The 23,366-nt window shown below is 41.5% G+C and carries 23 protein-coding genes; 6 read left to right on the forward strand and 17 right to left on the reverse strand.

All coding sequences use genetic code 11. The annotated features are described in order from the left end of the window. Positions 1 to 94: 94 nt before the first annotated feature. Positions 95 to 1,675: a HAMP domain-containing methyl-accepting chemotaxis protein gene (locus ACN20O_RS14415; protein ID WP_491634615.1), complete on the forward strand. Its 1,581-nt coding sequence runs from the start codon at positions 95 to 97 to the stop codon at positions 1,673 to 1,675. A gap of 14 nt (positions 1,676 to 1,689) precedes the next feature. Here the strand turns inward: ACN20O_RS14415 and ACN20O_RS14420 are convergent, their stop codons facing one another. From ACN20O_RS14420 to ACN20O_RS14430, 3 genes are all read right to left on the reverse strand, one after another. Beyond that, positions 1,690 to 2,085: an MAPEG family protein gene (locus tag ACN20O_RS14420; protein WP_491634616.1), complete on the reverse strand. Its 396-nt coding sequence runs from the start codon at positions 2,083 to 2,085 to the stop codon at positions 1,690 to 1,692. A 68-nt stretch (positions 2,086 to 2,153) separates the two neighbouring features. Further along, positions 2,154 to 2,444 (reverse strand): hypothetical protein, encoded by a 291-nt coding sequence (locus tag ACN20O_RS14425; protein ID WP_491634617.1) that lies wholly within the window; start codon positions 2,442 to 2,444, stop codon positions 2,154 to 2,156. Between the two features lie 89 nt (positions 2,445 to 2,533). Then, positions 2,534 to 3,928, reverse strand: coding sequence for an OmpA family protein (locus ACN20O_RS14430; protein WP_491634618.1), 1,395 nt, complete (start codon positions 3,926 to 3,928; stop codon positions 2,534 to 2,536). 107 nt (positions 3,929 to 4,035) lie between these two features. Between ACN20O_RS14430 and ACN20O_RS14435 the strand changes: the two genes are divergently transcribed. The 3 genes from ACN20O_RS14435 (at position 4,036) to ACN20O_RS14445 (ending at position 6,152) form a co-directional block, all read left to right on the forward strand. Then, complete coding sequence (locus tag ACN20O_RS14435) at positions 4,036 to 4,371, forward strand: hypothetical protein (protein WP_491634619.1); 336 nt, start codon at positions 4,036 to 4,038, stop codon at positions 4,369 to 4,371. An 18-nt stretch (positions 4,372 to 4,389) separates the two neighbouring features. Continuing rightward, a complete protein-coding gene (locus tag ACN20O_RS14440; protein ID WP_491634620.1) occupies positions 4,390 to 5,121 on the forward strand; it encodes a TerC family protein in 732 nt (243 codons plus the stop codon). A 74-nt stretch (positions 5,122 to 5,195) separates the two neighbouring features. Further along, a complete protein-coding gene (locus tag ACN20O_RS14445) occupies positions 5,196 to 6,152 on the forward strand; it encodes a hypothetical protein (protein ID WP_491634621.1) in 957 nt (318 codons plus the stop codon). Here ACN20O_RS14445 and ACN20O_RS14450 read toward each other — a convergent pair. The 4 genes from ACN20O_RS14450 to ACN20O_RS14465 form a co-directional block, all read right to left on the reverse strand. Further along, positions 6,136 to 6,969 carry a glycosyltransferase family 2 protein gene (locus tag ACN20O_RS14450; protein WP_491634622.1) on the reverse strand — a complete coding sequence of 278 codons (834 nt, stop codon included), beginning with the start codon at positions 6,967 to 6,969 and terminating at the stop codon, positions 6,136 to 6,138. The genes ACN20O_RS14445 and ACN20O_RS14450 overlap by 17 nt on opposite strands. 77 nt (positions 6,970 to 7,046) lie before the next feature. Continuing rightward, a complete protein-coding gene (locus tag ACN20O_RS14455) occupies positions 7,047 to 8,180 on the reverse strand; it encodes a Gfo/Idh/MocA family protein (protein WP_491634623.1) in 1,134 nt (377 codons plus the stop codon). A 28-nt stretch (positions 8,181 to 8,208) separates the two neighbouring features. Next, positions 8,209 to 8,712, reverse strand: a complete 504-nt coding sequence (locus ACN20O_RS14460) for a hypothetical protein (RefSeq protein ID WP_491634624.1) — start codon at positions 8,710 to 8,712, stop codon at positions 8,209 to 8,211. Between the two features lie 166 nt (positions 8,713 to 8,878). Further along, positions 8,879 to 9,139 (reverse strand): hypothetical protein, encoded by a 261-nt coding sequence (locus ACN20O_RS14465; protein WP_491634625.1) that lies wholly within the window; start codon positions 9,137 to 9,139, stop codon positions 8,879 to 8,881. Between the two features lie 84 nt (positions 9,140 to 9,223). Here ACN20O_RS14465 and ACN20O_RS14470 point away from each other — a divergent pair, with 84 nt between their 5' ends. Continuing rightward, complete coding sequence (locus tag ACN20O_RS14470; protein WP_491634626.1) at positions 9,224 to 9,766, forward strand: DUF1415 family protein; 543 nt, start codon at positions 9,224 to 9,226, stop codon at positions 9,764 to 9,766. A 59-nt stretch (positions 9,767 to 9,825) separates the two neighbouring features. On the opposite strand, the gene ACN20O_RS14475 is transcribed toward ACN20O_RS14470, so the two are convergent. From ACN20O_RS14475 to ACN20O_RS14490, 4 genes are all read right to left on the reverse strand, one after another. Beyond that, positions 9,826 to 11,757 carry a phospholipase D-like domain-containing protein gene (locus tag ACN20O_RS14475; RefSeq protein WP_491634627.1) on the reverse strand — a complete coding sequence of 644 codons (1,932 nt, stop codon included), beginning with the start codon at positions 11,755 to 11,757 and terminating at the stop codon, positions 9,826 to 9,828. 116 nt (positions 11,758 to 11,873) lie between these two features. Then, on the reverse strand, positions 11,874 to 12,221 hold the full coding sequence (locus ACN20O_RS14480) for a nuclear transport factor 2 family protein (RefSeq protein WP_491634628.1): 348 nt from the start codon (positions 12,219 to 12,221) through the stop codon (positions 11,874 to 11,876). 45 nt (positions 12,222 to 12,266) lie between these two features. Continuing rightward, positions 12,267 to 13,895 (reverse strand): CRTAC1 family protein, encoded by a 1,629-nt coding sequence (locus ACN20O_RS14485; protein WP_491634629.1) that lies wholly within the window; start codon positions 13,893 to 13,895, stop codon positions 12,267 to 12,269. 7 nt (positions 13,896 to 13,902) lie between these two features. After that, positions 13,903 to 14,631, reverse strand: coding sequence for an SDR family NAD(P)-dependent oxidoreductase (locus ACN20O_RS14490; RefSeq protein WP_491634630.1), 729 nt, complete (start codon positions 14,629 to 14,631; stop codon positions 13,903 to 13,905). 137 nt (positions 14,632 to 14,768) lie between these two features. Between ACN20O_RS14490 and ybiA the strand changes: the two genes are divergently transcribed. Further along, positions 14,769 to 15,308: a riboflavin biosynthesis intermediates N-glycosidase gene (gene ybiA, locus ACN20O_RS14495; protein ID WP_491634631.1), complete on the forward strand. Its 540-nt coding sequence runs from the start codon at positions 14,769 to 14,771 to the stop codon at positions 15,306 to 15,308. Here ybiA and ACN20O_RS14500 read toward each other — a convergent pair whose 3' ends face one another. The 6 genes from ACN20O_RS14500 to ACN20O_RS14525 form a co-directional block, all read right to left on the reverse strand. After that, positions 15,309 to 17,252 carry an ABC transporter permease gene (locus tag ACN20O_RS14500; protein ID WP_491634632.1) on the reverse strand — a complete coding sequence of 648 codons (1,944 nt, stop codon included), beginning with the start codon at positions 17,250 to 17,252 and terminating at the stop codon, positions 15,309 to 15,311. A 6-nt stretch (positions 17,253 to 17,258) separates the two neighbouring features. Then, positions 17,259 to 18,233, reverse strand: coding sequence for an efflux RND transporter periplasmic adaptor subunit (locus ACN20O_RS14505; protein ID WP_491634633.1), 975 nt, complete (start codon positions 18,231 to 18,233; stop codon positions 17,259 to 17,261). Then, positions 18,230 to 19,489, reverse strand: coding sequence for a TolC family protein (locus ACN20O_RS14510; protein WP_491634634.1), 1,260 nt, complete (start codon positions 19,487 to 19,489; stop codon positions 18,230 to 18,232). The genes ACN20O_RS14505 and ACN20O_RS14510 overlap by 4 nt, the downstream gene beginning before the upstream one ends. Before the next feature lie 90 nt (positions 19,490 to 19,579). Beyond that, positions 19,580 to 21,148 (reverse strand): DHA2 family efflux MFS transporter permease subunit, encoded by a 1,569-nt coding sequence (locus ACN20O_RS14515; protein ID WP_491634635.1) that lies wholly within the window; start codon positions 21,146 to 21,148, stop codon positions 19,580 to 19,582. A 10-nt stretch (positions 21,149 to 21,158) separates the two neighbouring features. Then, the gene (locus tag ACN20O_RS14520) at positions 21,159 to 22,010 is read right to left on the reverse strand and encodes an HlyD family secretion protein (RefSeq protein WP_491634636.1); all 852 of its coding nucleotides are present in this window, start codon (positions 22,008 to 22,010) and stop codon (positions 21,159 to 21,161) included. A 20-nt stretch (positions 22,011 to 22,030) separates the two neighbouring features. Next, entirely contained in the window at positions 22,031 to 23,347 is a 1,317-nt protein-coding gene (locus ACN20O_RS14525; protein ID WP_491634637.1) for a TolC family protein, read from the reverse strand. Positions 23,348 to 23,366 lie beyond the last annotated feature (19 nt).

Raw genomic sequence — 23,366 nt, forward strand, 5'->3', positions numbered from 1 at the left:
ATTGATTCTTAGACGAATAGCCTAAAGAGAACCTTAAAAGCTATCGAGAAGTATTCCGAACTATTTTGGCTATTTTTTATATAGGGGTTTGGTTATGTGGAATACTTTGGGACTGAGAACTAAGCTGCTTTTTCTATGTGGAACGCTGCTCTTTTTTACAGTTGTTGTAGGTGGAGTTAGCTATTGGGGGATTAACAAAATGGATGAAAGTCTTAGTAAACTTGCAACCGTGAGCATTCCCAATATTAAGTCAGCAGACAATTTGTATTTGTATTACAGCAAGATTCGTATTGCCTTAAGAACGCTGGGACTTCCGGGCATTTCAAAAGCAGAGGAAGAGGCATCTGTGCAGGAAGTGCTTGATCTTATTGGCATTTATGAAAAAGAAAATAAACACTACAGGGAAACGCCTTTTTCTCCTGGAGAAAAAGAGCTCTATGCACAAGTTGAAAAAGACTGGATTAATTTTAAAAACATCGGAACCCGAGTCTTAGCACTTCAAAAATCAGGAACAGCAGAAGATAAAGAAAAAATCCTGGCGATCTTTCTAAAAGATTGTCCAGAGGCCGCTGCAGTTTACAACAAAAGTATTCTTGCGCTTGTTTCTTTTCATGAAGACAACGCCAACAAGTGGATTGCAAAAGGAATGGGAGAAGCAAGCTTCATCAAGCTCCTGCAAAACGCAATAATCGTTGGAGGTATTCTTTGTGGTTTCCTCGTCGGGTATTACTTTGCCAGATCGATTTCAAAACTGTTGCATGAAATCTCTGACAGCTTGAATGAAGGCTCTGATAAAATAGCTTCATTTACCAGTGAAATTAGTTCTGTAAGTACCAGTTTATCGGCAAGTATCACTCAACAAGCGGCCGCCTTACAACAAACAACGGCAGCGGTTGAAGAGACGAGCGCGAGTGTTGTTAGCAATGCAGATAACGCTAAAAAATCAGCTGAAGTTTCTGAGCACAGCAAAGAGAGTGTTCATGTTGGAAAAGTAGCCGTTGAAAATGTAATGAAGGCCATTGATGACATCTCAGCTAGCATTATTGAAATTAAAGATGAAATTGAAAACAGCAATAAAGAAATCAGTGGAATCGTAACAATTATTAATGAGATTGGAGCTAAAACAAAAGTTATCAATGAAATTGTTTTCCAGACAAAACTCCTCTCTTTCAACGCTTCGGTTGAAGCAGCAAGAGCTGGAGAGCATGGAAAAGGATTTGCAGTAGTTGCAGAGGAAGTTGGAAACCTGGCAGCCATGAGTGGGAATTCAGCTAAAGAGATTACTGAACTCTTGGAAAACAGCATCCGCCAGGTTGAAGCGACGGTTGAGCATTCAAAGAAGCGCATTAGCGCTCTGATGGAAGCAAGTAAGGATAGAGTCATCACGGGAACAGAGACGGCACAAAAGTGCAGTGAGGCCCTTGATGAAATTATCTCCCACGTAAATAATGTCAATATCATGGTGAATGAAATTTCATCAGCGAGCAACGAGCAGTCTCAGAGTATCAGAGAGATCACAAAAGCGATGAGTGAGATTGATAGTGCTTCTCACCAAAATAGTTCGTCTTCACAATCGGCCCGCGAATCGGCCAATCACTTAGGTGAACAAGTTGATGATTTACGAGGATTAGTCATCAGACTCAATACATTTATTGAAGGAAAGAAAAGCGCTTAGGCGCTTTTCTCCTTTTAAAGCAGTGCTGAGAAAATCATCAGCAGCCCGACTAGCGAAACTACCCAAATCAGAGTTCTCGCCCCAATTATGCCAAAAGCATAAAAAGGTACATAAATGAGTCTCGCCCAGAAGTAGAGTTGGGCCCCGAGAGTCGTCGTCGCATTTGCCATTCCAGTGATTTGAACGATTAAAGTGGTGGCGATAAAAAAAGGAAATGTTTCCATGAAATTTTTAAACGCGCGATCAAGTCTTCCGGCGATTCCCGAAAGGGGAGGAATTGGTTTGTCTCGGGAAGAGAGATTCCATTGGAGACCGCGCTCTTTTGTGGTCATTGCAGCGGCCAGCAGAAGTTGGATAAGTCCAAGGACGCACGAGTAAAATAACATTTTCATTTCGGATGATAAAACCATAGGATCCTCTTATTTTAAGAATTCTTTTTTGGATAATCTAAACTCTGGCTTGCAAATCAAAGGCCTTCTTATAGATCGTCTTTACTCTTAACGGGTCTGATAGTGTAAATCACTTCGTTGACTTGGCCTTTGGCCTCTTCTTTTGAAAGTTCTTCAAGAATATCTTTTTCAGACAGACGGACCAGTTCATCTGTTAATTGACGGACAATTTCTTTTTGTTGATGGCGGTCTCTGCGGTTTTTTTCCTGAGGAGTGCGTTTGCCTTTTTTCTTGTCGACAAGCCCTTTTTGAATGTCCTGAATGTCATTGGCATTTGTAAATGGGTCCAGGTTTTTTTTGTTTTTAGCTTTCTTCGACATTCATAAATAATACTGCATTTATAGATCAGAAGATATGGGTTTTTTAGCCAAAAAGCCCCGTGGGTACGGGGCTTTCGTGGTTATTGTTCCTATAGCTCAGTGCTTTGAGGTTTGATAACGATATCTACACGACGGTTTTGTGCTCTACCATCGGCAGTTTTGTTAGTAGCGAGTGGTTTTTGGTATCCATAACCCACAGCTTCAATTTTAGCAGAGTTCTCAATTCCTCCACCGCTAGACTGCAGGTAATCCTTAACAGCTTGGGCGCGGTTTTGAGAAAGGCGGTCGTTTACTTTTTTTCCACCAACAGAGTCAGTATGACCTTCAATCGTGACTGCACTTGAGCCGAACTCCTCCATTACTTTTTGAACCTTGTTCAGTAATGGTTTGTTTCTTTCAGTGATCGTTGCTTTTGAACTAGGGAACTCCATTCCTTTTAGGCGGATTAAAAGAGCGTCACCTTGTTTATAAACTTCGGCCTCACTAGGATCAAATTCTTTTCTGGCAGTTTCATATTTTTCATTCAGTCTTTTTTGTGCCTCATAGGCCTCTTTTGTCATCCCAAGAGAAGCGGCAGCAGCAGCTGTGGCATCTTTTTGTCTATCAAGAGCACTTTGAGTTGTTTGTAGTTCATCATTAACCGTTTCAAGTTGGCTTTCTTTTGCTGCAACTCGCATTTTCTCTTGTTCAATCATAAGGGCCAATTCTTCTGGTGGAAGGTTTTTTTGATTTTGAGATATGCGGTTAATGTTTACAGCGTGCTCGACAGCTATGCTGGTTTCTTTAGCACGGGCTTCGATTCCTGATGTGTTATGGCGGTTTGCTGTAATGTAGGCTTCAGTATCAGCATAGCTTTTTTCAGCAATGGCCAGCGTTCTAGGAGCATACTTTTCAGCTTTTTCTTTCTTAGCTGTTTTGATTCCTTCACGGCTTCCTTTAAGGTGTTTTTCTTTGATCGCTTTTAGCTCTAAATCTAGATATTGTTTTTGTAGTTCAGAGCGCTCTTTTGGAATGCCACTTAATTTATTTTTTTCTATATCCTTAGTAAGGTCGGCGAAATCTTCATCGGCATTTTTAAAATCTTTTCCAAAGTAGCTTGGGGCGCCTGCAACAACTGCAGCTTCACGGGCCGCGATGACATCCTCAATATTATTGCGTGCCACTTCTGCCACGGCATTGGCGTTATTAAGGTAAGCCTTTCCCAGGGCCACTTGATGAAGTGTGTCCTCTGCATCTTTTCCTTTAAGATTCATTTTTTTTGCATCTTCTAAGGACTCACGGGCCTCTTTGAAGTTGCGTGGTGAAAGAACATTGACCTGATTTGACTCAGCTGTCTTAACTTCGTTTTCCAGGTTCGTTATTTCCTCAGTTGGATTGGCCGTTGCGGGGAAATCTTGGACAACAGGTTTTGAGCTACACGCTGCTAAGGCGGTAAGAACCGTCGCTAAAAGCAGAGTTTTTGGTAAGTTGGGAGCTAGTTTCATGCATTTCTTCCTGATAAGGTTAAAGTCACAACAAACAACTTTGCAAAGGTAATGCCGGCGCATAGAATAAAAGTCTAAAACACTTTAGTATTTCATGGAGAAGTCGTATGAAAAAATTCGTTATCGCACTAGCATTAGCGTTAACTTCGAATGTGGTTTTTGCTGAAGAACTTTACTGCACAGTAATTGTAAATATGGACACAGTGGCAGAAGTACAATTTAAGGTGGAGCCAAAAACAAAAACAGCATATGTGATTGCCGATGATTTCTCTTTTTACATCAACAATAAAGGCGCAGGAAAATTTGAATTAGAAATCTTTAATCTTGAAGGGCCATCGAGATCATATGCTGAAGGGTACTTAAGGACAGCAGAAGATACTCTTTCATGGACTCTATGGACGAGAGATTATCTTTTAGAAACAAGATGTGTCCTTGCTCAATAATTATTTTAGGAGGAATCAATGTTCGAATTGACCAATGAAGTGTTAATCGCTCTTGTCACTTTAACGGCCATGGAAATTGTTCTGGGAATCGATAATATTATTTTTATCGCTATTCTAGTAGGACGACTTCCGGTTGAACAACAACCCAAGATCAGAAACCTCGGTATCGGTCTTGCGCTCGTTATCCGCATTTTGCTTTTATTCTCAATCAGCTGGATCATGACTTTAAAAGAGCCGCTTTTTGCGGTGTTTGGACAAAGCTTTTCTGGACGCGACCTCATTTTATTAGGCGGGGGTCTCTTCTTAATTGCCAAGTCTACTTTTGAAATCCACCACAAAGTTGAAGGAGACCCTGAACACGCTCTTCCTGAAGATGCTAAGTCGAAAAAGAAGGTGAGTGCAGGCACTATGCTGGCCCAGATTCTGGTGCTGGATATTGTCTTCTCTCTCGATTCTGTGATCACTGCCGTAGGGATGGTAAGCCAGGTAAGTGTCATGGTTGTGGCCATGGTGATCTCGATGGTGGTTATGCTTCTTTCTGCCGGCAAGATCAGTGCTTTTGTCGAAAAGCACCCGACAGTGAAGATCCTCGCCCTGTCTTTCCTGATTCTTATTGGGGTTATGTTAGTGGCCGAATCAATGGGGCAACATGTTTCGAAAGGTTACATCTATTTTGCGATGGCCTTTTCTTTACTGGTTGAATCCCTTAATATTCGCTACAGAAGCAAGCACCCTGTAAAAAACTCATAGCCTAGTGCTAAAATGACACTTTTCCCTTATATTGCCGCTTATAATCTTGGGTGTGCGATATGAGGGGTAGTGTTATGGGACTTTCTAAAGTCTTCATTATAGGGCTAGCAGTACTTTCACAATCGGTTTTTAGTGCAGAAGTTGATCAATTCAGCAGAAGAGATGAACCACTTAAAGACAGTGCGAAAATCGTCAATGCTAAGGCCAACGCGTCTATTATAAAATCAATTAAGGAAGCCAATGCCAAAGGGCAAGGCTGTAGAGAAGAAGTTCTTTATAAAGCGCTTCGTGGTCATTTCGCTAATCATTTAACGGGCGAGTTGATCATTGATATTTTAAAAGATCCGAATGTTGAAAAACGCATCATCGGACTTGATGATTCAATTTATCAGGACTGGACAATGTGGGATGGAATTGGAATGGGATTCACCATCTTCGCTAAAAAAGGCATCACGATGTCTGGTGTAATGAGAATTGGTGACCAGACGATTGGAACAGATAAATTAGAGCACATGTTTGGACAGGGGTTTAATTACTTTACAAAAAATTACCTGGACGAAAAAGGCGAAATCAAAGCAGTTAAAAAAGGAATCATTGGCGAGAAGTTTTTCTTGGGGGGAAACAAGATCGGCAATGGTGTATTTAGTTATGGGGACCTGGGGGCCAACTTTAACGGGATGAGGATGTGGAATCATATGCTTCAGCTCCGTGATGATGTCTTAGGTGCAGACCACAACATCGGGCCATACATTGCTTGTCAAAACGATCAATGGGCCCAGGTAAAAGAAATCGATTTCAGAAACTATGTTGATGATTCGATGGATGAGGCCATTAACTGCTCAAAGTTTCCCACTCAAAAAACGGCAGACAAGTTAAAAGCTCGCTTGGCAAAGATGGGGATGACATGTCCGGTAGACCAACGCCGCCTTGATGATTTGGTTGTCAAATACCGTCAAATGGCCAAGTGGATGATCAATACTGATGGCATTGGCAAAGTTAAGTACACAGGTGAGTTTAAAAATAAGAAATAGTGTCTTTTAAAAGCGTGCTGATCTCATCATGCGCTCTTTGATTCTGATACTTCACATATCCTTTTAAAAGGATGGGCGCTTTTTTCTCCAAAACATTTTTAACCTCTTCTTTCTGCTCTAAAGAAAGTGAAGCCTCTTTTACCAGGCGGCAAAGGGATTTGATTCTCCAGTAGTCCATGGCCACAAACTTCGTTGAAAGCTGGTCTTCATGCCCTCCATGCTTAATAGTAAGAGGTTGTTCAATAAAACCTATTTCTTCGCTTGCTAGAATCTTTAACCACAGATCGTAATCTTCACACACAGTAAAACTCTCATCAAAACCATTATGTTTTAAAAAGAGCTCGCGGCTTAAAATTACGGTAGAAGGAGAGATCAGACAGAAGTCTAATGAGCGCGTAAAAAGGTTTTCGTTACTCTTTTGGTGTTTGACCTTAGGATTGACTCTCACACCGTTTCTCACCCAGATTTCTTCACTGTGAAGAAAAGAGAGGTGAGGTGAGTTTTTTAAGAAATTAGCCTGCACCTGAAGTTTTTCCGGCATCCACTCATCATCGGAGTCCAGAAAAGAAATATAAGGTGCAGTACTATTTTTTACACCGAAGTTTCGGGCGGCACTGACTCCGCGGTTTTCCTGACGGTGAATAACGACATTTGGTTGCGATTGGACTTGAATTAACACGCTTGCTGTCTCATCAGTTGATCCATCGTCGACAATGTGAAGTGTAAAATCCTGATAGGTTTGATTGAGCACACTTTGAATGGCCCTCATTAAAACCGGAGCACGGTTAAATGTAGGGATGATGACGTCTATTCGCATAAACGTCATCATAACATAAAGTGAGGTTATTTCGCCTCATAAAGTTTTTTGCTTTTCGCCTATCTCCTTACATCATGTTAATCTTTGCTCGGCCCGGTAGCATGAAAGAGTTTTCTTTTTCTCACACCTGGTCGCATAATCTTTTGTTTCTGGTTTGGATACATTTGCTTGTGAACCGGGTCCAGTGAAACTGGTTGATTGCGATGGATTGATTCTAAAATTGCCTGGATGATTTTAACATCGGCCGTTCCTTCTACAGGCCCTGGTTCGGGTGTTTTGTTTTTGATAATACAATCAGAAAAATAAAGAAGTTCGGCCGAAAACTGGTCGCGCTTTTTATATTTTTTTGTCTGCTTTTTCATTTCACCGCTACGAGTTTGCAAAAAAGTCCTAAGCTCCATTGGCATGGCATAGTCGTAAGCATTTTCTAAACGGATGCGTCCTTTTTCGCCGATGATTTCATAATCAGATGAATCGTAGGCACCAAAACTTACAGTAAAAGCGGCCAGCTTATCATTGGGAAAGCGAAGGATGGCCGAAGTGGTTTCTTCGGTGTTAATAAATCGGGGGTCATCACTTGTCACGGAGAAGCCGACGACTTCAATAGGCTCTGCCTGAAACAGGTAGCGGGAAGCATTGATACAATAAATCCCGATATCATAAAGGGCACCACCACCAACAGATGTAGGGTTAAGACGAATATTTTTTTTATCTTTCACCTGATAACTAAAAGATGAATTAAAAAACTTCAGGTCGCCAAGCGCACCTTGGCGGCACATCTTGACCGCTTCAAGATTGGCCGCTTCGAAGTGCAAGCGGTAAGCAACCATCATTTTGATATTATGTTTTTTGGCCACTTGATCCATGTAAAGGCAGTCGTTGAGTGTGACGGCCATGGGCTTTTCACAAAGGACATTGATCTTGTACTGAGCGGCCAGTTCGACGATTTGGCGGTGATGATCGTTGGGAGTGGCGATGTAAATAGCATCAATCTCTTTTTTCATAAAACACTCTTCTAGGTCTTCGAAAAGATAAGTGTTTTTGACTTTATACTTTTTAGCGAGGACTTTTAATTTTTGTTTATCCTCGGAAATGAGAGCGGTGAGCACAGAGTTGTTGGCGGCATTTTTAAAGGCGGGAAGCACGGCCGACTGGGCTATGTTCCCGAGACCTACAACTCCATAGCGGATCTTCTTTGTTTTCTTTTCCATGAAAACTCCTAAGTTTTTAAGTTAAATATTAATCACATTCAGGCAAAGCATAGGTTTTAGAAAAGAGGTGAGTCCCATACTCGTCACCTTCGGCCTCAATGACTGGAAGTCTATAGCTGGTCGGGTAGACTGCACTTGATGGTTCATAGGCCACGCATTCACCAGAAGTGTATTCGTTAATCGGCGCAAAACGAACACAGTGCTCTTTTGTGTGCAGTCTGTTCATGCTCACATGCTCTTTTCTATACTGAGTACAGTTATAGTTTTTGTATCCGCTTAGGTTTTGATTTTGATTTTCATTGTCGACTTGAGTGTAAGCGACACAGTTTTTTACCGGGGTGATACTTCTGATTTCGTTGCCTGAGACGCACGAATTAAACAGCCCGTCTTTCCCAAAACGCTCAGCAAATGCTGGCTGTACGATGAGGACGTCACGGCTTTTTCGAATTGTTTCCCAGTCGTCTTTACCCGTGATTGCGAACGCAGTGATGGAAAATAACAAAAGGGCAAACATCGTGAATGCCTTTTTCATAAGAGTCTCCATTGTTAATGTTCCAATATTTTCGAAGATTCAAAAATTGGAATAACTATGGATATGAAAGCAAGTGAAATGCCAGAATTAACGTACAGAAATCACGTTCAAAGGCAGCGACATGAATAATGGAGTTAGGGAATTTTGCCTGTTTTAGGTGAGTATTTTAGAAGCCTAAAATATCAACGTAAGTTACACCTTTTGCTAGAGCTGAAGATGTTCTTGCACGCTGACCTTTGATTTGAATCTTTCCATTGTTGAAAAGTTCTTTAAGAGCTCCACGAGAAATGTTTTTTAAAGACATGTTCTCATCTTGGTCGCGAAGAGCTTGAAGAAGAACGTTATCCATACGCGATTCACGGTACGCTAAGCTTAGAGTTACACGGTGAGATTTTGCTGGTTGTGGAGGTACGATTGCTTCTGTCATAGTCTTTTCCTTCTGATTTTTGGGCACTTTGCCATAAGAATATGCACTTTGTCGACCCCTCTAGGCCATGATAGTATTATTTCCATGGAAAACACTCTAACCCTCACAAACTATTGGCTTCGTACCATCGTTATTGGCCTTGATTTATGCCCTTTTGCCCGCATTCCCTATGAACGCGGACAAATCAGAGTGCTCGAATGCCAGGACTCTACGGAAGAGGGGCAAGTCGGGTTTTTCTTAGAAGAGTTGGAGTATTTAAACCAGACTGAAAGCTCAGAGGTTTCTACGACATTAATTGCTTACACAAATGCTTCAAGCGACTTCAGAGTCTTTAATGATTTTGTTGGCGATTTGGAATACATGCTGGAAGAAGCAGAACTTTCTGATGTGTTTCAATTAGTCGCTTTTCATCCCGAGTTTGTTTTTGAAGAAACGGACTTTGATCATGTTGGCAATTATGTCAATCGAGCGCCTGTTCCTGTCCTACATATTTTAAGAAGTGAAGACATCGCCCGAGCACTTAAAAATCCTAAAGATGGAGAGATCATTTCGTTTAACAATGATCGCAAGCTACATGAAATGGATAAGGCAAAACTGGATGAGCTTTTTTATTTCTTAAAAAAGTAGAATAGAAGTGTTCTGTGGTTAATGTCCATGTAAGTATATTACATGGACATTACAAAAGATTATAGTCGTTTTGGTGGAAGAGGTTTTTCGTCTTTTGATTTAACCCAAAGACGAGTGTCAAATTCTTGGTTAAACATTTCAGCGGCCTTCACGTCCGTTTCCAGATTCTGGATGGAGATCAGGTTTTCATCATTATAGTCATTTCCACCGGAGCTCCAGTTTTGTGATCCTACAATAATTTGTTCTGCATGCATGCTTCCGTCAGCGCGTTTTCTGGTGAGTGTTCCGGCCTTATAGTGGTTTTTCCCTGTCCATGTGCTTACGCGGTAGCTGATTTTGCCTGGAGTTACATCACTTCCCACTTTTCCAATATAAGGGTTGGGCATATTCACGTTTAAGACCGCATCTCTAATCCATGAAGTAAGACCGTGACCTAAGCGTCTGTCAAAAGCAATGCGGACATTGGCGCCTTTAGCAGCAGCGTACTGCATAGCTCTTACGATTTCATACCCTGTACCACCAAACATTGAAATTCTAATTTCATCTCCCTCTTTTGCAGAAAGAAGCATAGGCAGGATCACTCTATGTTCAGCGTCGTCAGTTGGGGCAAAGTGCACGCGAACTTTTGTTCCGTCGTTAAAAGTGAAGAGGCGTTTACTTACCGGGTATTTTGAACGGTGGAATCTTCCAGCTAGCGACGGCTCATTTTCACCTGGATTTGTCACGAGTTTACTCTTGACCGCCAGGCCTTTGTCGAATTCAAACATGAGATTGAACTGATCTAAGAAAGCTTCTGCGATCGAGTTGTTTCTGATGTAAACAGACATGTTGGCATTGGCCTCAAGTCCCATGCAGTTTTTAGAAATATTGGCAGTTCCTGTCCAAACTGATTTATCACCATCGCTATTTTCTAAAACAGCAAACTTGTTGTGCATGATTTTTGGAAATGACCACTCAACGCGGGCACGGGCCTCTTCTTCACTGGTAATTCCCGCGTTCATTTCACGCAGGAAGTGAGGAGTGCCGTCGTATTGGAAGGTCACATGCATGTTGTCGGGAGTCTCTGGATTTTTTGAATTCCCAAAAATGTACTTGTCGGCATATTCAGGGCGATTCACATAGCTAAAGACCCATGGGCCTTGGCTTCTTTCTACACCCATAACATCGACAACGGCACGAACCTTTGTTTCAGATTTTGCGCGATCAAGGATGGATTGATACACACCACTCATACTTCCTTCGATGTCATCAATTCCATACATCGCAAGAGATAAACTCTTATCAGCATCGGCCTTGATTTTTTCAGCGAAACGATCGGCCACACCCGCGCGTGGGCTTTTGTCCCAGGCCTCAGTAAAATAAACATCCATATCCAGAGACTCGCCGGCATGAACAGGGGAGCTCAGGTCTGATTTTTCGATACGGAAATCGGCAGTCGGTTTAAAAGTTGGAGTTTTTTCTAAGCATTCCCAATCAATCATGCTTGAGCAATCAAGAAATTGAGTCGAAGCAATAAATAGTCTCAATACTGCTCTTAAGTTGGAGGGAGTTTTATCTTCCTCTTCACCGCCAGTATCGTTGTCATCAGAGCCTTGTTGTTGTGTTTGAGGCAAATCAAAAAGTTTATCTTTGATTTTATCTTTGAGAGAGACTTTTTTATTTGTTGAAGGAGTCTCATCTCCTACAGTCACTTCGGCTTCGGCCTTTTTTAAATCTCTCGTTGTTAAACCTAAGAACAGAAGATAGTCACGCAGCTTAGTTGCGGCCGCAGTTAACTCCTCATCCGTTTTTCCTTTTGTGCGGTTTTTAAGTGCTTTTTTAATTTCACTCAGGAGCTCTCCATCATCACTGGTTAATTTAGGAAGAACCTGTACGAGGGGAGGTGCATCGAGTGTTGAAGCTGTTTTTCTTAGCGGAGCATTCGCACACGCAGAAAGAAAAACCAACATCGCCAGAAGAAGAGAGGTTTTAGGTCTTAGCAATTTATCCATTAGAACTCCGTTTGATACTAACCATATCTAAACAAAATTCTAACGGATTCTTAAAGTCAGATGTAGCGGGCAGGATGGGCCACGCTATGACCGACTAAAACGGTCTCTTTGTTTTATTAGCGGGCAAACCAAACGTGACTGATGAGATTGTCACAGAAGCCATAGATGGCCACAACGTGTGATGGGTTAGGTCCTGCACCGGTGACCCACTCTTCATCGAGGACAGAGTCATTTAAGATTACGCGGCTTCTTAATTCACAGTGAAGCGCTGGATTTTCTTCAAATCTCTTTCTGTACATCTCTTTAAAAGTCTCGATGTTGTCACAGGTTTTTTCGTTTTGAGCAAGCCTGAAAACCTGAACCTTAGGGTGGTAGAAAGTGACAAATTTTTCGATATCGCGCTGGTTGTAAGCTTCCAGCTGTCCCTGGGCAAGTTCGATCATTCTTTCTTTGGTAATACTCATGCTTATCTCTTAAAAATATTCTAGTTGTTTAAAATAAAATTTTTTTTATTTCGGTTCAGTCACTACCCAGGTTTTATCCATCGTCACTCCGGTTACATTCATCAATTTTTTAGAGTTCCATCTAACTTTAACTGATTTGATAACCTTAGAATTCCCCAGACCAAAGTGCAGTACGGGGTCGTTTTGCTGGCTTAGTGTTCCCGTGACGCCTTCAAACTGTCTTAGGAAAACGCCTTTGTCAGTAGTCACTCTCACTTGAGTTCCCACTGGATTTTTTCCTGAAGCAATCCCCACAAGTTTGATTTTGACATAGTGGTTTTTAGGATTGCTGTAAATGTTCTGGAAGACTTGAAGCTTTTGATCGCTCTCTGGAGTCTCTCTTCCTGAATTAATTAAATCCATGCGACCGTCATTGTTGAAGTCCGCCCAAATTCCACCATAGCTGTCGTAAACACGGATAGGCTCTTTGTCTCCAACATCTTTGAACTTGAAGTTCCCGAGGTTTTTAAAGAGCAGAGAGTAAGAGTAGTTTAACTTATAGACTTGAGAAACATAGGTATCAATGAGCCCATCATTGTCAAAGTCTGCAGCCGTGATTTGCGACCACAGTTCATCACCTTTGTAAGCGCTGAAATCGCCAATGGGTTTCATTGGAATGCCTGATTGTTTTCTTACATCAGTAAACTTGTAGTCAGGAGCTCCTGAGTTTTTATAGATTTTGGAATCATCACAAATATAGCCGCGGTAATCGTATCCTCCGCCGTTGGTCGTTCCTACAAATTTATGAACCAGGTTTGCTGCCCATAAATCGAAGTTTCCATCATTGTTAAAGTCGGCCCAGACTGAACCAATTGTGTGTCCATATTGCGGACCGAAAGATTTTTTAAGATGGGCATCGTAAAAAGTTTTCGAGTCAAAATCGCCTTGAACTTTATACTTAGGGGCAGACTCGACATAAGTGTTTCCTGATTTTTTAAACAGGAAGTTTTGCTTTAAGCGGTAGTTAGAAAAATACACTTCATTGACATAGTCGTTGTCGAAGTCCGCCCATTGCATCCCGCGCACGTAGGCCGGGTATTTAGCCAAGTTAAAGCGAGAAGGGTCTTCCTTAAATGTTCTACCTGCAATATTTAAATAGAATTTAGCCGGCAGAAAAGAGAAGGCGTTATTTTCCTGGTTTTCTGACTGACCAACTAGAAGATCGGCAAAACCATCTCCGTTAGCGTCTGCAAAAGAAAGAGTGTAGGCCTTTTCCGGAAGTCTCAGCCCATACTGCTGAGTCATGTTCATGAAGACTTTATTTTTCTGAATGAAAACCATTCCTTTTGTCGTGATGATATCGAGTTGCCCGTCATTGTTGATATCAATGAAAACCGGATAACCTGAAAGTTTATCCAAACCGGCCTTGACCGTGACATCCTCAAAAGCGATGTCTTTTCCCGAAATGTTTCTGAAGAGACGGTCTTTAGCAATGATGTCCACGCGCCAGTCATTGTCGTAGTCTCCGGCAATGATAGAAGAAGAGGCCATGTCACTTGGGATACCTGATTCATCGGTGACGTCTTCAAAATATAGTCCGCGCTTATTGTATGAAGAAATCTCGCGTTTTGTTTTTACATGTTGTTTTGGTGAACATGCGGCAAGAACTAGCATAAGAATTAAGTATTTTTTCATAAAAACCTCATAGTAAATTTTTAATGTCATAGTGAGTTTTATCAATGGCCTTTGGGTCTTTGAGGACTTCCATAAGCGCCATCGCTACCTTATCGGCAGAAAGGAGCAAATTCTTTTCTTTTAATTGCTTAAAATCATCCAGCCTGCTGAAGGCCTTTGACTTCTGTTTTCTTATAGTTGCCTGCATATTAGTGTCCATAACTCCCGGGCTAAAGTCCAAAAAACGAAAATTGTTTGTTTTTTTGTAATCGTCGGCCAAGCAATCAGTAAACATGCGAAGGCCTGCCTTTCCCGAACAATAAAGGGACCAGGCCGGGATTGTTTTTACGGCAGCCCCGGAGCTGATATTGGTAAAAGTCTGAAAACATTTTTTCTTTTTAAAAGTGTTAAGCACCAGCGACGTTAAATACATAGGGGCCACGACATTAACTTGCATATGAGTATCAATTTGCTCCAAAGAAAAATGCTCTGCACTTTCTATCGGGCCGATAATGGCAGCGTTGTTGATTAAGTGAATGGCCTTCACTTTTTTTATATCGATTTTTTTTAAAGCGGTGAGAAATTTTTTATCGATACCTTTTATTTTTGTGAGGTCGTGTTTGATGTTAATGAAGTTAGGTGCTTTAAAAGCACTTTCACGGGAAAGAGAAATAACAAAATGTCCTGCTTTTAGGGCCTGGTCTGCCAGTGAAAATCCCAGACCCCTTGTCGTACCGGTAATGATAAATAACTGCATTTTTTCTTCCTTATTTTGAACTTTTTTAGTGTAACAAGGAATGAGCACAACCAAAAGATTGAAATCTTGTGTAGACACAAAGTGTTGGAGATTTTTTAGAGCTTGCTCATGGGTGAGTTTATTGGAATAATTTCGCCATGAAATTTTTGATTATTCTAAGCGCCTTATTTTTTGGTTGCGCTTCTGTTTTTGCAGGGGCCCCTCATTACGATAATTATCCACCAACTCCGGCCACTCCATACACCAAAGAGATTCTGGATTTTTATTCAGTTAAAGATGCCTACGGAGAGTTCTCAAACTTCGCTTTATTTCCCATATTCATTGATGGAGTGGACTGGCCGACGAGTGAACACTATTACCAGGCCCACAAATACACTGACCCTGAATTAATGGAAAAAGTGAGAAGAGCAAAAACGCCGATGGAAGCCGCTCTTATGGGCCGCGATCCAAACATCCCAAAAAGAGAAGACTGGGACACTTATAAAGACATCGCTATGGAAACAGCGGTGAGAGCAAAACTTTACCAGTACGAAAGTTTAAGAATTCTTTTAAAGTCGACAGGTACAACATTTATGTATGAGCATACAAAAAATGATTGTTACTGGGGGGACTGTGGCGACCGCACAGGGAAAAATAAACTTGGGCTTCTCCTTATGAAGCTTCGAGAAGAAATTTAATTACTCGTATCTCAAGGCTTCAATTGGATGCAGTTTAGAAGCTTTGTGAGCTGGGTAAATCCCAAAGACAATCCCAATCATCACTGAGAATCCAAAGGCCAGAAGAACTGAGTCCCACGAAATCGTTGCGTTCCATCCTAGCAACAGTGAAATGGCAAAAGTAATCGCCCAGCCAAGAACGATTCCCATGAAACCTCCAAGAAAACTTACCAGAACTGATTCAGTTAAAAACTGCATCAAGATGTCTGATCTCATGGCACCAATTGCTTTTCTTAAACCAATTTCTTTTGTTCTTTCGGTGACCGAAACCAACATGATGTTCATGATTCCGATTCCACCGACAACAAGTGAGATGGCGGCAATCGTTGCAAGAAGGCTAGAGATAGTTTTACTACTTTGACTGATGGCATTTTGTAATTCGGCCATGTTGAAAATCTGGAAAGCATCATCTGAAGTTGAAACAGGAATACGGTAGCGTTTGACCATCGCGGCCTTCACACTTTCTTGGACATCATCAATATCGTTTTTATTTCTTACCTGGATATCAATTGAGTCCACGTAGTTTTTTCCAAAGAGGCGATACATTCCGGTTTGCACCGGAATTAAAATGCGATCATCTTGATCTTGAGGTCCGGCCGCACCTTTTTCAGGAAGAAGCCCGATGACTAAAAAATTGATTCGGTTAATTTTAATCATTGTTCCAATTGGATTTTTTTCACCATAGAGTTCGCGGGCAACTGTGCGTCCGATAACGGCCACCAGTGCTCTTTGTTGAGCTTCATCTTCAGAAAAAAATCGTCCGTAATCAGGAGTAGAGGTTCTCATTCTGGCATAGCTTGGAGAGACTCCTGCGACAGATGTGTTCCAGTTTTTATTTAAGTAAGTGACTTGACCGCGCCCAGTGACGTTCGGTGAAACATCGGCAATCGCCGGGATTTCTTCTTTGAGCGCTTTTGAGTCTTCAATTGTGATTCTAATTCTGGTTCCCGATTCCTGAACAACACCACCTACGCGGACGTTTCCGGCACGAAGAACAAGGAGGTTAGAGCCCATTGAAGAGAGTTGTTCTTCAATTGATTTTTGGGCGCCAGAACCCAGAGCGAGCATGGCCACAACGGCAGCAACTCCGATTAAGATCCCCAGCATAGAAAGAATGGATCTCACTTTATTGGCCGCAAGAGTTCTATAGCCCTGGGCAAAGTGTTCGATGATTTCTTTCCACGAAAATTTATTTTCTGATTCTTTTGCTTTGACTTCAGGAGCTTTTGTAAAAGGTCTGAAACGTTCATCTGACTGAATCATACCATCGCGCAGGCGGATTAAGCGATTTGCTTCTTTGCCGATTTCATCTTCGTGAGTTACGATAATAACCGTAATTCCCTGGGCATTCAGGTCTTTAAGAATGGCCAAAATTTCTTTTTCACTTTTAGAGTCCAGATTTCCAGTAGGTTCATCGGCAAAAATAATTCGTGGTTCGTTAATGAGAGAGCGGGCGATGGCAATTCTTTGTTGTTGACCACCAGAGACTTCGTTAGTCTTGTGATAAAGCCTGTCAGAGAGTCCCACTTTTCCTAAAAGAGTTTCGGCCTTGGAAAAATTTAATTTGCCTTCAGAGTAGATGAGAGGAAGAGCGACGTTTTGCCAGGCCGCTAGTCTTGGAAGCAAATTAAATTGCTGGAAGATAAATCCAACTTCTCCTCGCCTGATAAGTGCAAGATCATCTTCGCTTAAAACGGCAACTTCTTTTCCACCTAGCAGGTAAGAACCACTTGAAGGAATGTCTAATAATCCCAGAATATTCATTAGTGTTGACTTTCCAGAACCAGACGGCCCCATGATTGCGACAAAATCACCGCGCTCTATAGTTAGAGAGATTCCTTTTAAGATGTCGACTTTTGTGTCGCCCATCTGAAAAGACTTGGTAATGTTTTTTATTTCAATCATGGCCTCTTACCTTGGTCCGCCGCCACCAGTTGCCCTTTTACTTCCTTTTGGGAATTTTGGGCCAAAAGGATTGGTAGAAGTTTGTGAGCCATCCCCAATAGAATAATCTTGAATCAGGATGACATCGTTTTCAGCAAGTCCTTCTAACACTTCCGTGCTCTTGCCATCTGAAATACCAGTAGAGATGGCCACTTCAGCAGGAGGAGCATTTAGATTCTTTTTTAAGACTAATGTTTTTCCATCGACAACTTTCATCGCTTCACTTGGGAGAAGGAGAATATTGGTTTTGGTTTTTACATCAAAGGTCACGTTCGCAGTCATACCACTTCTCATAAATTCAGGTGTTTCTTCCGGACGGACATCAATAGTATAAGTCGTCACGTTGTTTGTTGTCGTGGCATCAAAAGCTAACTGGTCAACACGCGCTTTAATTGGCGCCTTCGGATAAGCATCCAGAACTATCGTCGCCGAGCTTTTTAATTTAATTTGAGCGATGTCTGTTTCATCGACATTGGCCTTTACTGTTAAGTGATCGGACATTGTAAAAATCGCATCTGTTCCTGTAAACGTTTGTCCTGGTTCAACACTTTTTAAAATAATTGTTCCAGAGATAGGAGCGAGTACTGGTGTAGGTAAATAGAGTTCAGACCATTTTTTGAATTCGTCTTCGCCTTTTGATCTGGCGGCATCAAGCATGGCCGCTCTTTCAGTTGAACTCATCCATGCCAGGATTTGTCCTTTTTTTACTTTAGAGCCTTCTTGAATAAGAACTTCGTCAATTCTTCCTGCGACCGGAGCTTTAATCTCCAGACGATTTTTGGGCTGAACTGTACCTGTGGCCAGAATGGTCAGCGCAATATCTCCCTTCGTAACAGCATACTCACTGTATGAAGTCGTGGGCTTTTTACTTTTTTTATAGGCCGTAAATCCGACCCCTGCGATAATAACGATGGCGATCCCAATAATGAGAGATTTTTTCACGGAATAACTCCAGTGCCCTGAGCTTGTTCCCAAGCTGCTTCAGCGATCAGGCGGTTTCTGATTTGTTGTGTGTAATCTTTTTGTTTGGTGATCAGGTCATTTTCAATTAAATCCCAATCATCAAAGTTTGAAAGTCCGTTGTTGTATTTACTGCGGGCAATATCTGCACGCACCTTCGCTGCTTCCAAAAAGGCCGAACTCACTTTAACTGTTTCAGTGGCCTCTTTAAAAGAAGTATAGTTTTGAATTAAAACTCTTCTTAATTCCATGTTTTGATTTTCTAATCTTTTTTCTGCCGCCTTAACTAAAAGACTTGCACTGTTGGTAGAGTAGAAGTCCTTCCCACCGTCAAAGAGAGACCAAGAAAGAGTGGCGCCTGCTGCCCATTTTTTGTTATCGTCCGGAAAAAAATCTGTTCCTGTTTTACCGATAGAGGCGCTGACATTGAGGTCCGGGTAAAATCCAGATTTATTTGATTCTAAAGTGGCATTGGCCGTTGCCAGTGTCGCTTTAAATTTTTTTGCGGTTGGAGTGTTTCCAATCAGCGAATCGTAATCGGGAGTCGATGGAACAAGAGATGTTGGAGTTGTTGTGATCACCACAGGCTCATTTTCCTGAAGATTTAAAACTCGTCTTAGAAATATTAAACTTGTCTCCATCGCATTTTCGGCCTTAAGTAAATCAAGTTTTGCTTGTTCAAGATAGGCCTTGGACAAAAGCACAGATCCTTTATTTTCTCTTCCACTTTCAAAACGAAGTTCAACCATACGAAGGTTGTCTTCTCTTCTTTTTTTTATGTCTTTTGCAAGATTAAGGGAGTCTTTGGCATAAAAGTAATTGGCCACAGCATTTTTTAAGTCATAACTAATCTGTGACTTCGTTTCCTGCAGATTCGCCTCTTCAGTCAGGATTTTGTTGTCTGCAATTTTTAAATTGGCATAATCCTGAAAACCATTAAAAAGGTTTTGAGTTAAATTAATTGAACCACTGTAAGCATCCGTCGAAGTCGTTGCTCCATTTTTTGGTTCATTTTCAGATTTCTCATATGAAAGAGCAGCTGAGATCTTAGGAAAGAACGCTGAACGAGAACTTTTTTTATCAACTTGTGAAGCTTTGAGGGCTTCATAAGAGGCCTGCACTTCCAAGTTACTCTTAACTGCCAGAGCAATCGAGTCTTCAAAAGTTAATTTTTGTTCAGCAAAAAGAGCAGAAGAAAATGAGAGAGTGAGCATTAAGAGATGAGATTTTCTAACCATAAGCTTTTCCACAATGTTTCCATAATTGGTCGCTATACTACAACTAAGTAGTATAGCGAATTGTATGAAAATTGCAAATGAACTTTAGGTCTAGTGCGAGTCGACAACACCGGTTGGCTTAACTCTTAACTTTAAGAAGTACCAAGGAATGTACGAGAGAGAAAAGACAATTAAGATGATCCACATCAACTGATTAAAACTCATCATAAAGACTTGTCCGTCAAGACGGTGCTTTATTGACGTCAATGCAGCTTTATCTTCTTTAATCATTCCAACACTACTCGACATTTTTTTCGTCATGCTCGATGTGCCTTGATAATAGACTTGTTGAGTTGTCGGATTTAAAAGTGAAACTTTTGAGGCCAGGTCGACGTAGTTCTGGTGGCTCCTCATAGTCAGAAGTGTCCCAACCATGGCGATTCCGATACTTCCTCCGATCTGTCTTGAAAGATTCAAGAGACCTGAAACTTGTCCCATCGCATGTCCCTTAAACTGACTCAGGATACCAGAGTTGATTGGAACAAACAGGAAGGCAAGGGCAAACCCACGCACATAAAGAGCGTGCAGAATATCTTCTTTCGATGAAAGAGGAGATAAGTGAGTTAGAAGCAGCATACAGACAACAAGTCCTGTAAGACCTACGAAAATAAGTTTTTTAACACTCACTCCACCAACCATCATGCGTCCAATGAGCGGCATGAGGGCCATGGTTACCAGCGAGCCTGGAATAAAGAGTTCACCGGTTTGAGTGGCCGTGTATCTAAAGACGTTGCTGACAAAAACTGGAAGAACGAAAAGAACTCCATAAAGATAAAATCCCAGAAGCCCCATTAGCATTGTTCCGTTGACAACAATTTGCTCTTTTAATAAACGTACGTTGATGATCGGATTTTTAACTCTTAATTCCCACCATACAAAAGTAGGCAGAGAAATAAGGGAAGTGATCACACATGTTGTAATGAGTTTAGAAGAAAACCAGTCATCCGCTTCACCACGCTCAAGAGCGTATTGAAGACACCCAATTCCGGCAACGAGAAGGATAAGCCCCAGGGCATCGAAGCCTGAGTCTTTTTTGTGTCCTTCTTCGTGTTTGACGTCATAGATACAAGCAGCACCTACCATCAGCGCCAGGAGCCCTAGTGGAAGGTTGATGTTGAAGATTGATCTCCATCCAAGTGTATCAGTTAAGTATCCACCTAAAACTGGACCCAAGGCAGGACCAACCATTACGCTCATCCCGAAGATAGCACCAGCAATACCGGCCTTTTCTTTTGGGAATTGTTCATAAATAAGCGTCTGCGAAGTCGGAAGTAAGGCTCCTCCGGCAAGACCTTGAAGGATTCTGAAGATAATCAGGAATTCAAGATTGGGCGCAAGTCCACACGCCACAGATGTTATGGTGAATAGGGCGATACAACCCAGGTAATAGTTTCTTCGTCCGAATCTTTCTCCCAGCCATGCTGAAAGAGGAAGAACGACGGCGTTAGCGATCGCGTAACCCGTAATAACCATACTGATATCTTCCAGCGTGGCACCCAGGTTACCCATCATCGTAGGTAAAGCGACGTTTACAATTGAGGTATCAATGATCTCCAGAAGAGATGCAAGGACGGCAACAAATATGATAAGCGGAGCTTTAGAGTTTTCTGTCGTCTCCATATATATCTACCTAGTGTTTGTGTACTTTAATAAATGCTGAGAGCCCTGTTCTTAATTTCACAATGTCTTCTGCTGAAACGTTTTCAATCTTAATTTTTACCGGAATTCTCTGAACAACTTTTGTGAAGTTACCAGTAGCATTGTCTGGTGGAAGAAGAGTGAATGTTGCCCCAGTGGCACTTGAAATACTTTCAACTTTTCCTTCAAATGTTTTTCCAGAGATCGCATCGACGTCGATTTCAACTTTTGCATCTAAACGAATCCCTTCAACTTCAGTTTCTTTGAAGTTGGCGATGATCCATCTTTCTCCTGAATCAACAAATCCCAATAGAGGAACGCCAGGAGCTGCCAGCTGTCCAACTTCCACTGATTTTTTAGCGATGAATCCATCAGTCGGAGCGACAATTTTAGTGTTTGAAAGGTTTAGTTCAGCTTGAGAAACTTGAGACGCGATAGCATCATACTTGGCCTTAACATCATTATATTGAGCAGAAGCTGTATCAAATTGTTGTTGAGAGACAGCGCCTTTAGAAAGCAGGTCTACTAAACGGCGGTAGTTTCTTTCAGCGTCTCTTCTTCTCGCTTCAACCGATGATAGTTCACCTTTAGCTTGTTTTAGGTTATTTTCGTAATCGCGTGGGTCGATGTTAATAAGTACATCGCCTTTAGCTACTTTTTGTCCTTCAACGACGTTAACCGATGTAATGTAACCAGAAACTTTTGGCGCCAGCATTACGCTATGGCCGAAGATCTGAGCGTTGTCAGTTGTTACGTAAGCGAAGTGTTCATAAGTCAGGTAGCTGACAACAACGACTACTACTGCTCCTACGATCGATAATATCTTTTTCTTTTTTGCGTCCATGGGTCACGTCCTTCTTTTAATTAAAATGTATGAATTTTTTGTCCGATTGCTGTTTGTAGATTGATTAAAGCTTCAATGTATCCTAACTGAGCATTAACTGCACCAGCTTGTGATTTGTATAAATCTGCTTCTGCATCAAGAAGATCTGTGTTTGTTCTTGCGCCAACACGTTGTCCTTCGCGTGCAAGGCGCACACTTTCTTTTGATTTCGCGATATCGTTTGTTCTCGCCTTATATAAAGAAGCATAATAATTGTACTTTCTCTTCCATACTTCCAGGTCTTTTTGCGCTTTTAGCTCAGTGATACGGTAAGTTTTTTCGGCCTGAACAAATTGCTCTGTCGTTTGCTTAGAACGAGCGAATGAAACACCGGCATCAAAGAGGTTCCATGAAAGTTGTAATCCAACCTGGTAAGCAGAACGGTATTTGTCTGTATCCGTTAAAGAGTCATTCAGGTTGTTGTAGTATTGGTATTGACCGAAAGCTGCGATACGTGGAACCCAGAAACTATCTTGTGCTTTATCAGCATAAGAAAGAGCGTTTACTCTTTCTTTTAGGGCCTGGATATCATTTCTGTTATGGATGTCAGCTGTCGTGATACTTTTCATCAGGTTTTCATCTAAAACCGGAAGATCTCCAGAAACATCAACTGCCCCTGAGTCTTTGCCTAAAATCTCAAGCAGGTTGTGTTTGCTGATAGCGATATTGTCATCTGCATTTAATAGATCAGATTCAGCATTTGAAACCTGAACTTCAACACGAAGAACATCATAGTTTGTTGCCATACCACTTTGCTTAAAGAGCTTCACATCTTTTAAATGATCTTGAAGAGCTTTTAAGTTTTGAGCAGCAACATCTTTAAGGATTTTGTTTGCCAGCGCTTTGTAATAGGCAAGTGTGACATCCATTTCTGTTTTAAAGTTATTCCATTTTTCTTCATTGGCAGCAGCATTGTAGCTTTCGCTGGCAGCCTGGTAGCGGTTCACGCTCGAAAAACCTTCAAACAGGGGATAGGTTCCAGTTAACGTCAGTTGTGAATTAGGAACGATTTGCGGAACGATTGTATCTGTCGTCGCATTTCCTAATCTCACATTTGTCAGCGCGTACTTCTTATCAAAAAGATAGTTAGCGTTTGCAGAAACAGTAGGAAGAAAACCAGAATAGTTTTCAACTTTTTTCCATTTTGCTTCTAGTGTTGCACTCTTTGCTTTTTCTACAGCAGGAGAAGTGTTTAGGGCTTCGTTGATAGCGTCTTGTAATGTTAGGGCATGAGCTGTGCCTGTAAGAAGCATCGCCGCGCCGTAAGTAAGGGCATGTAATCTTATATTTTTTTGCATAAAAACCTCGTCTAAGATG

The organism is Bacteriovorax sp. As-1, from assembly GCF_058446905.1.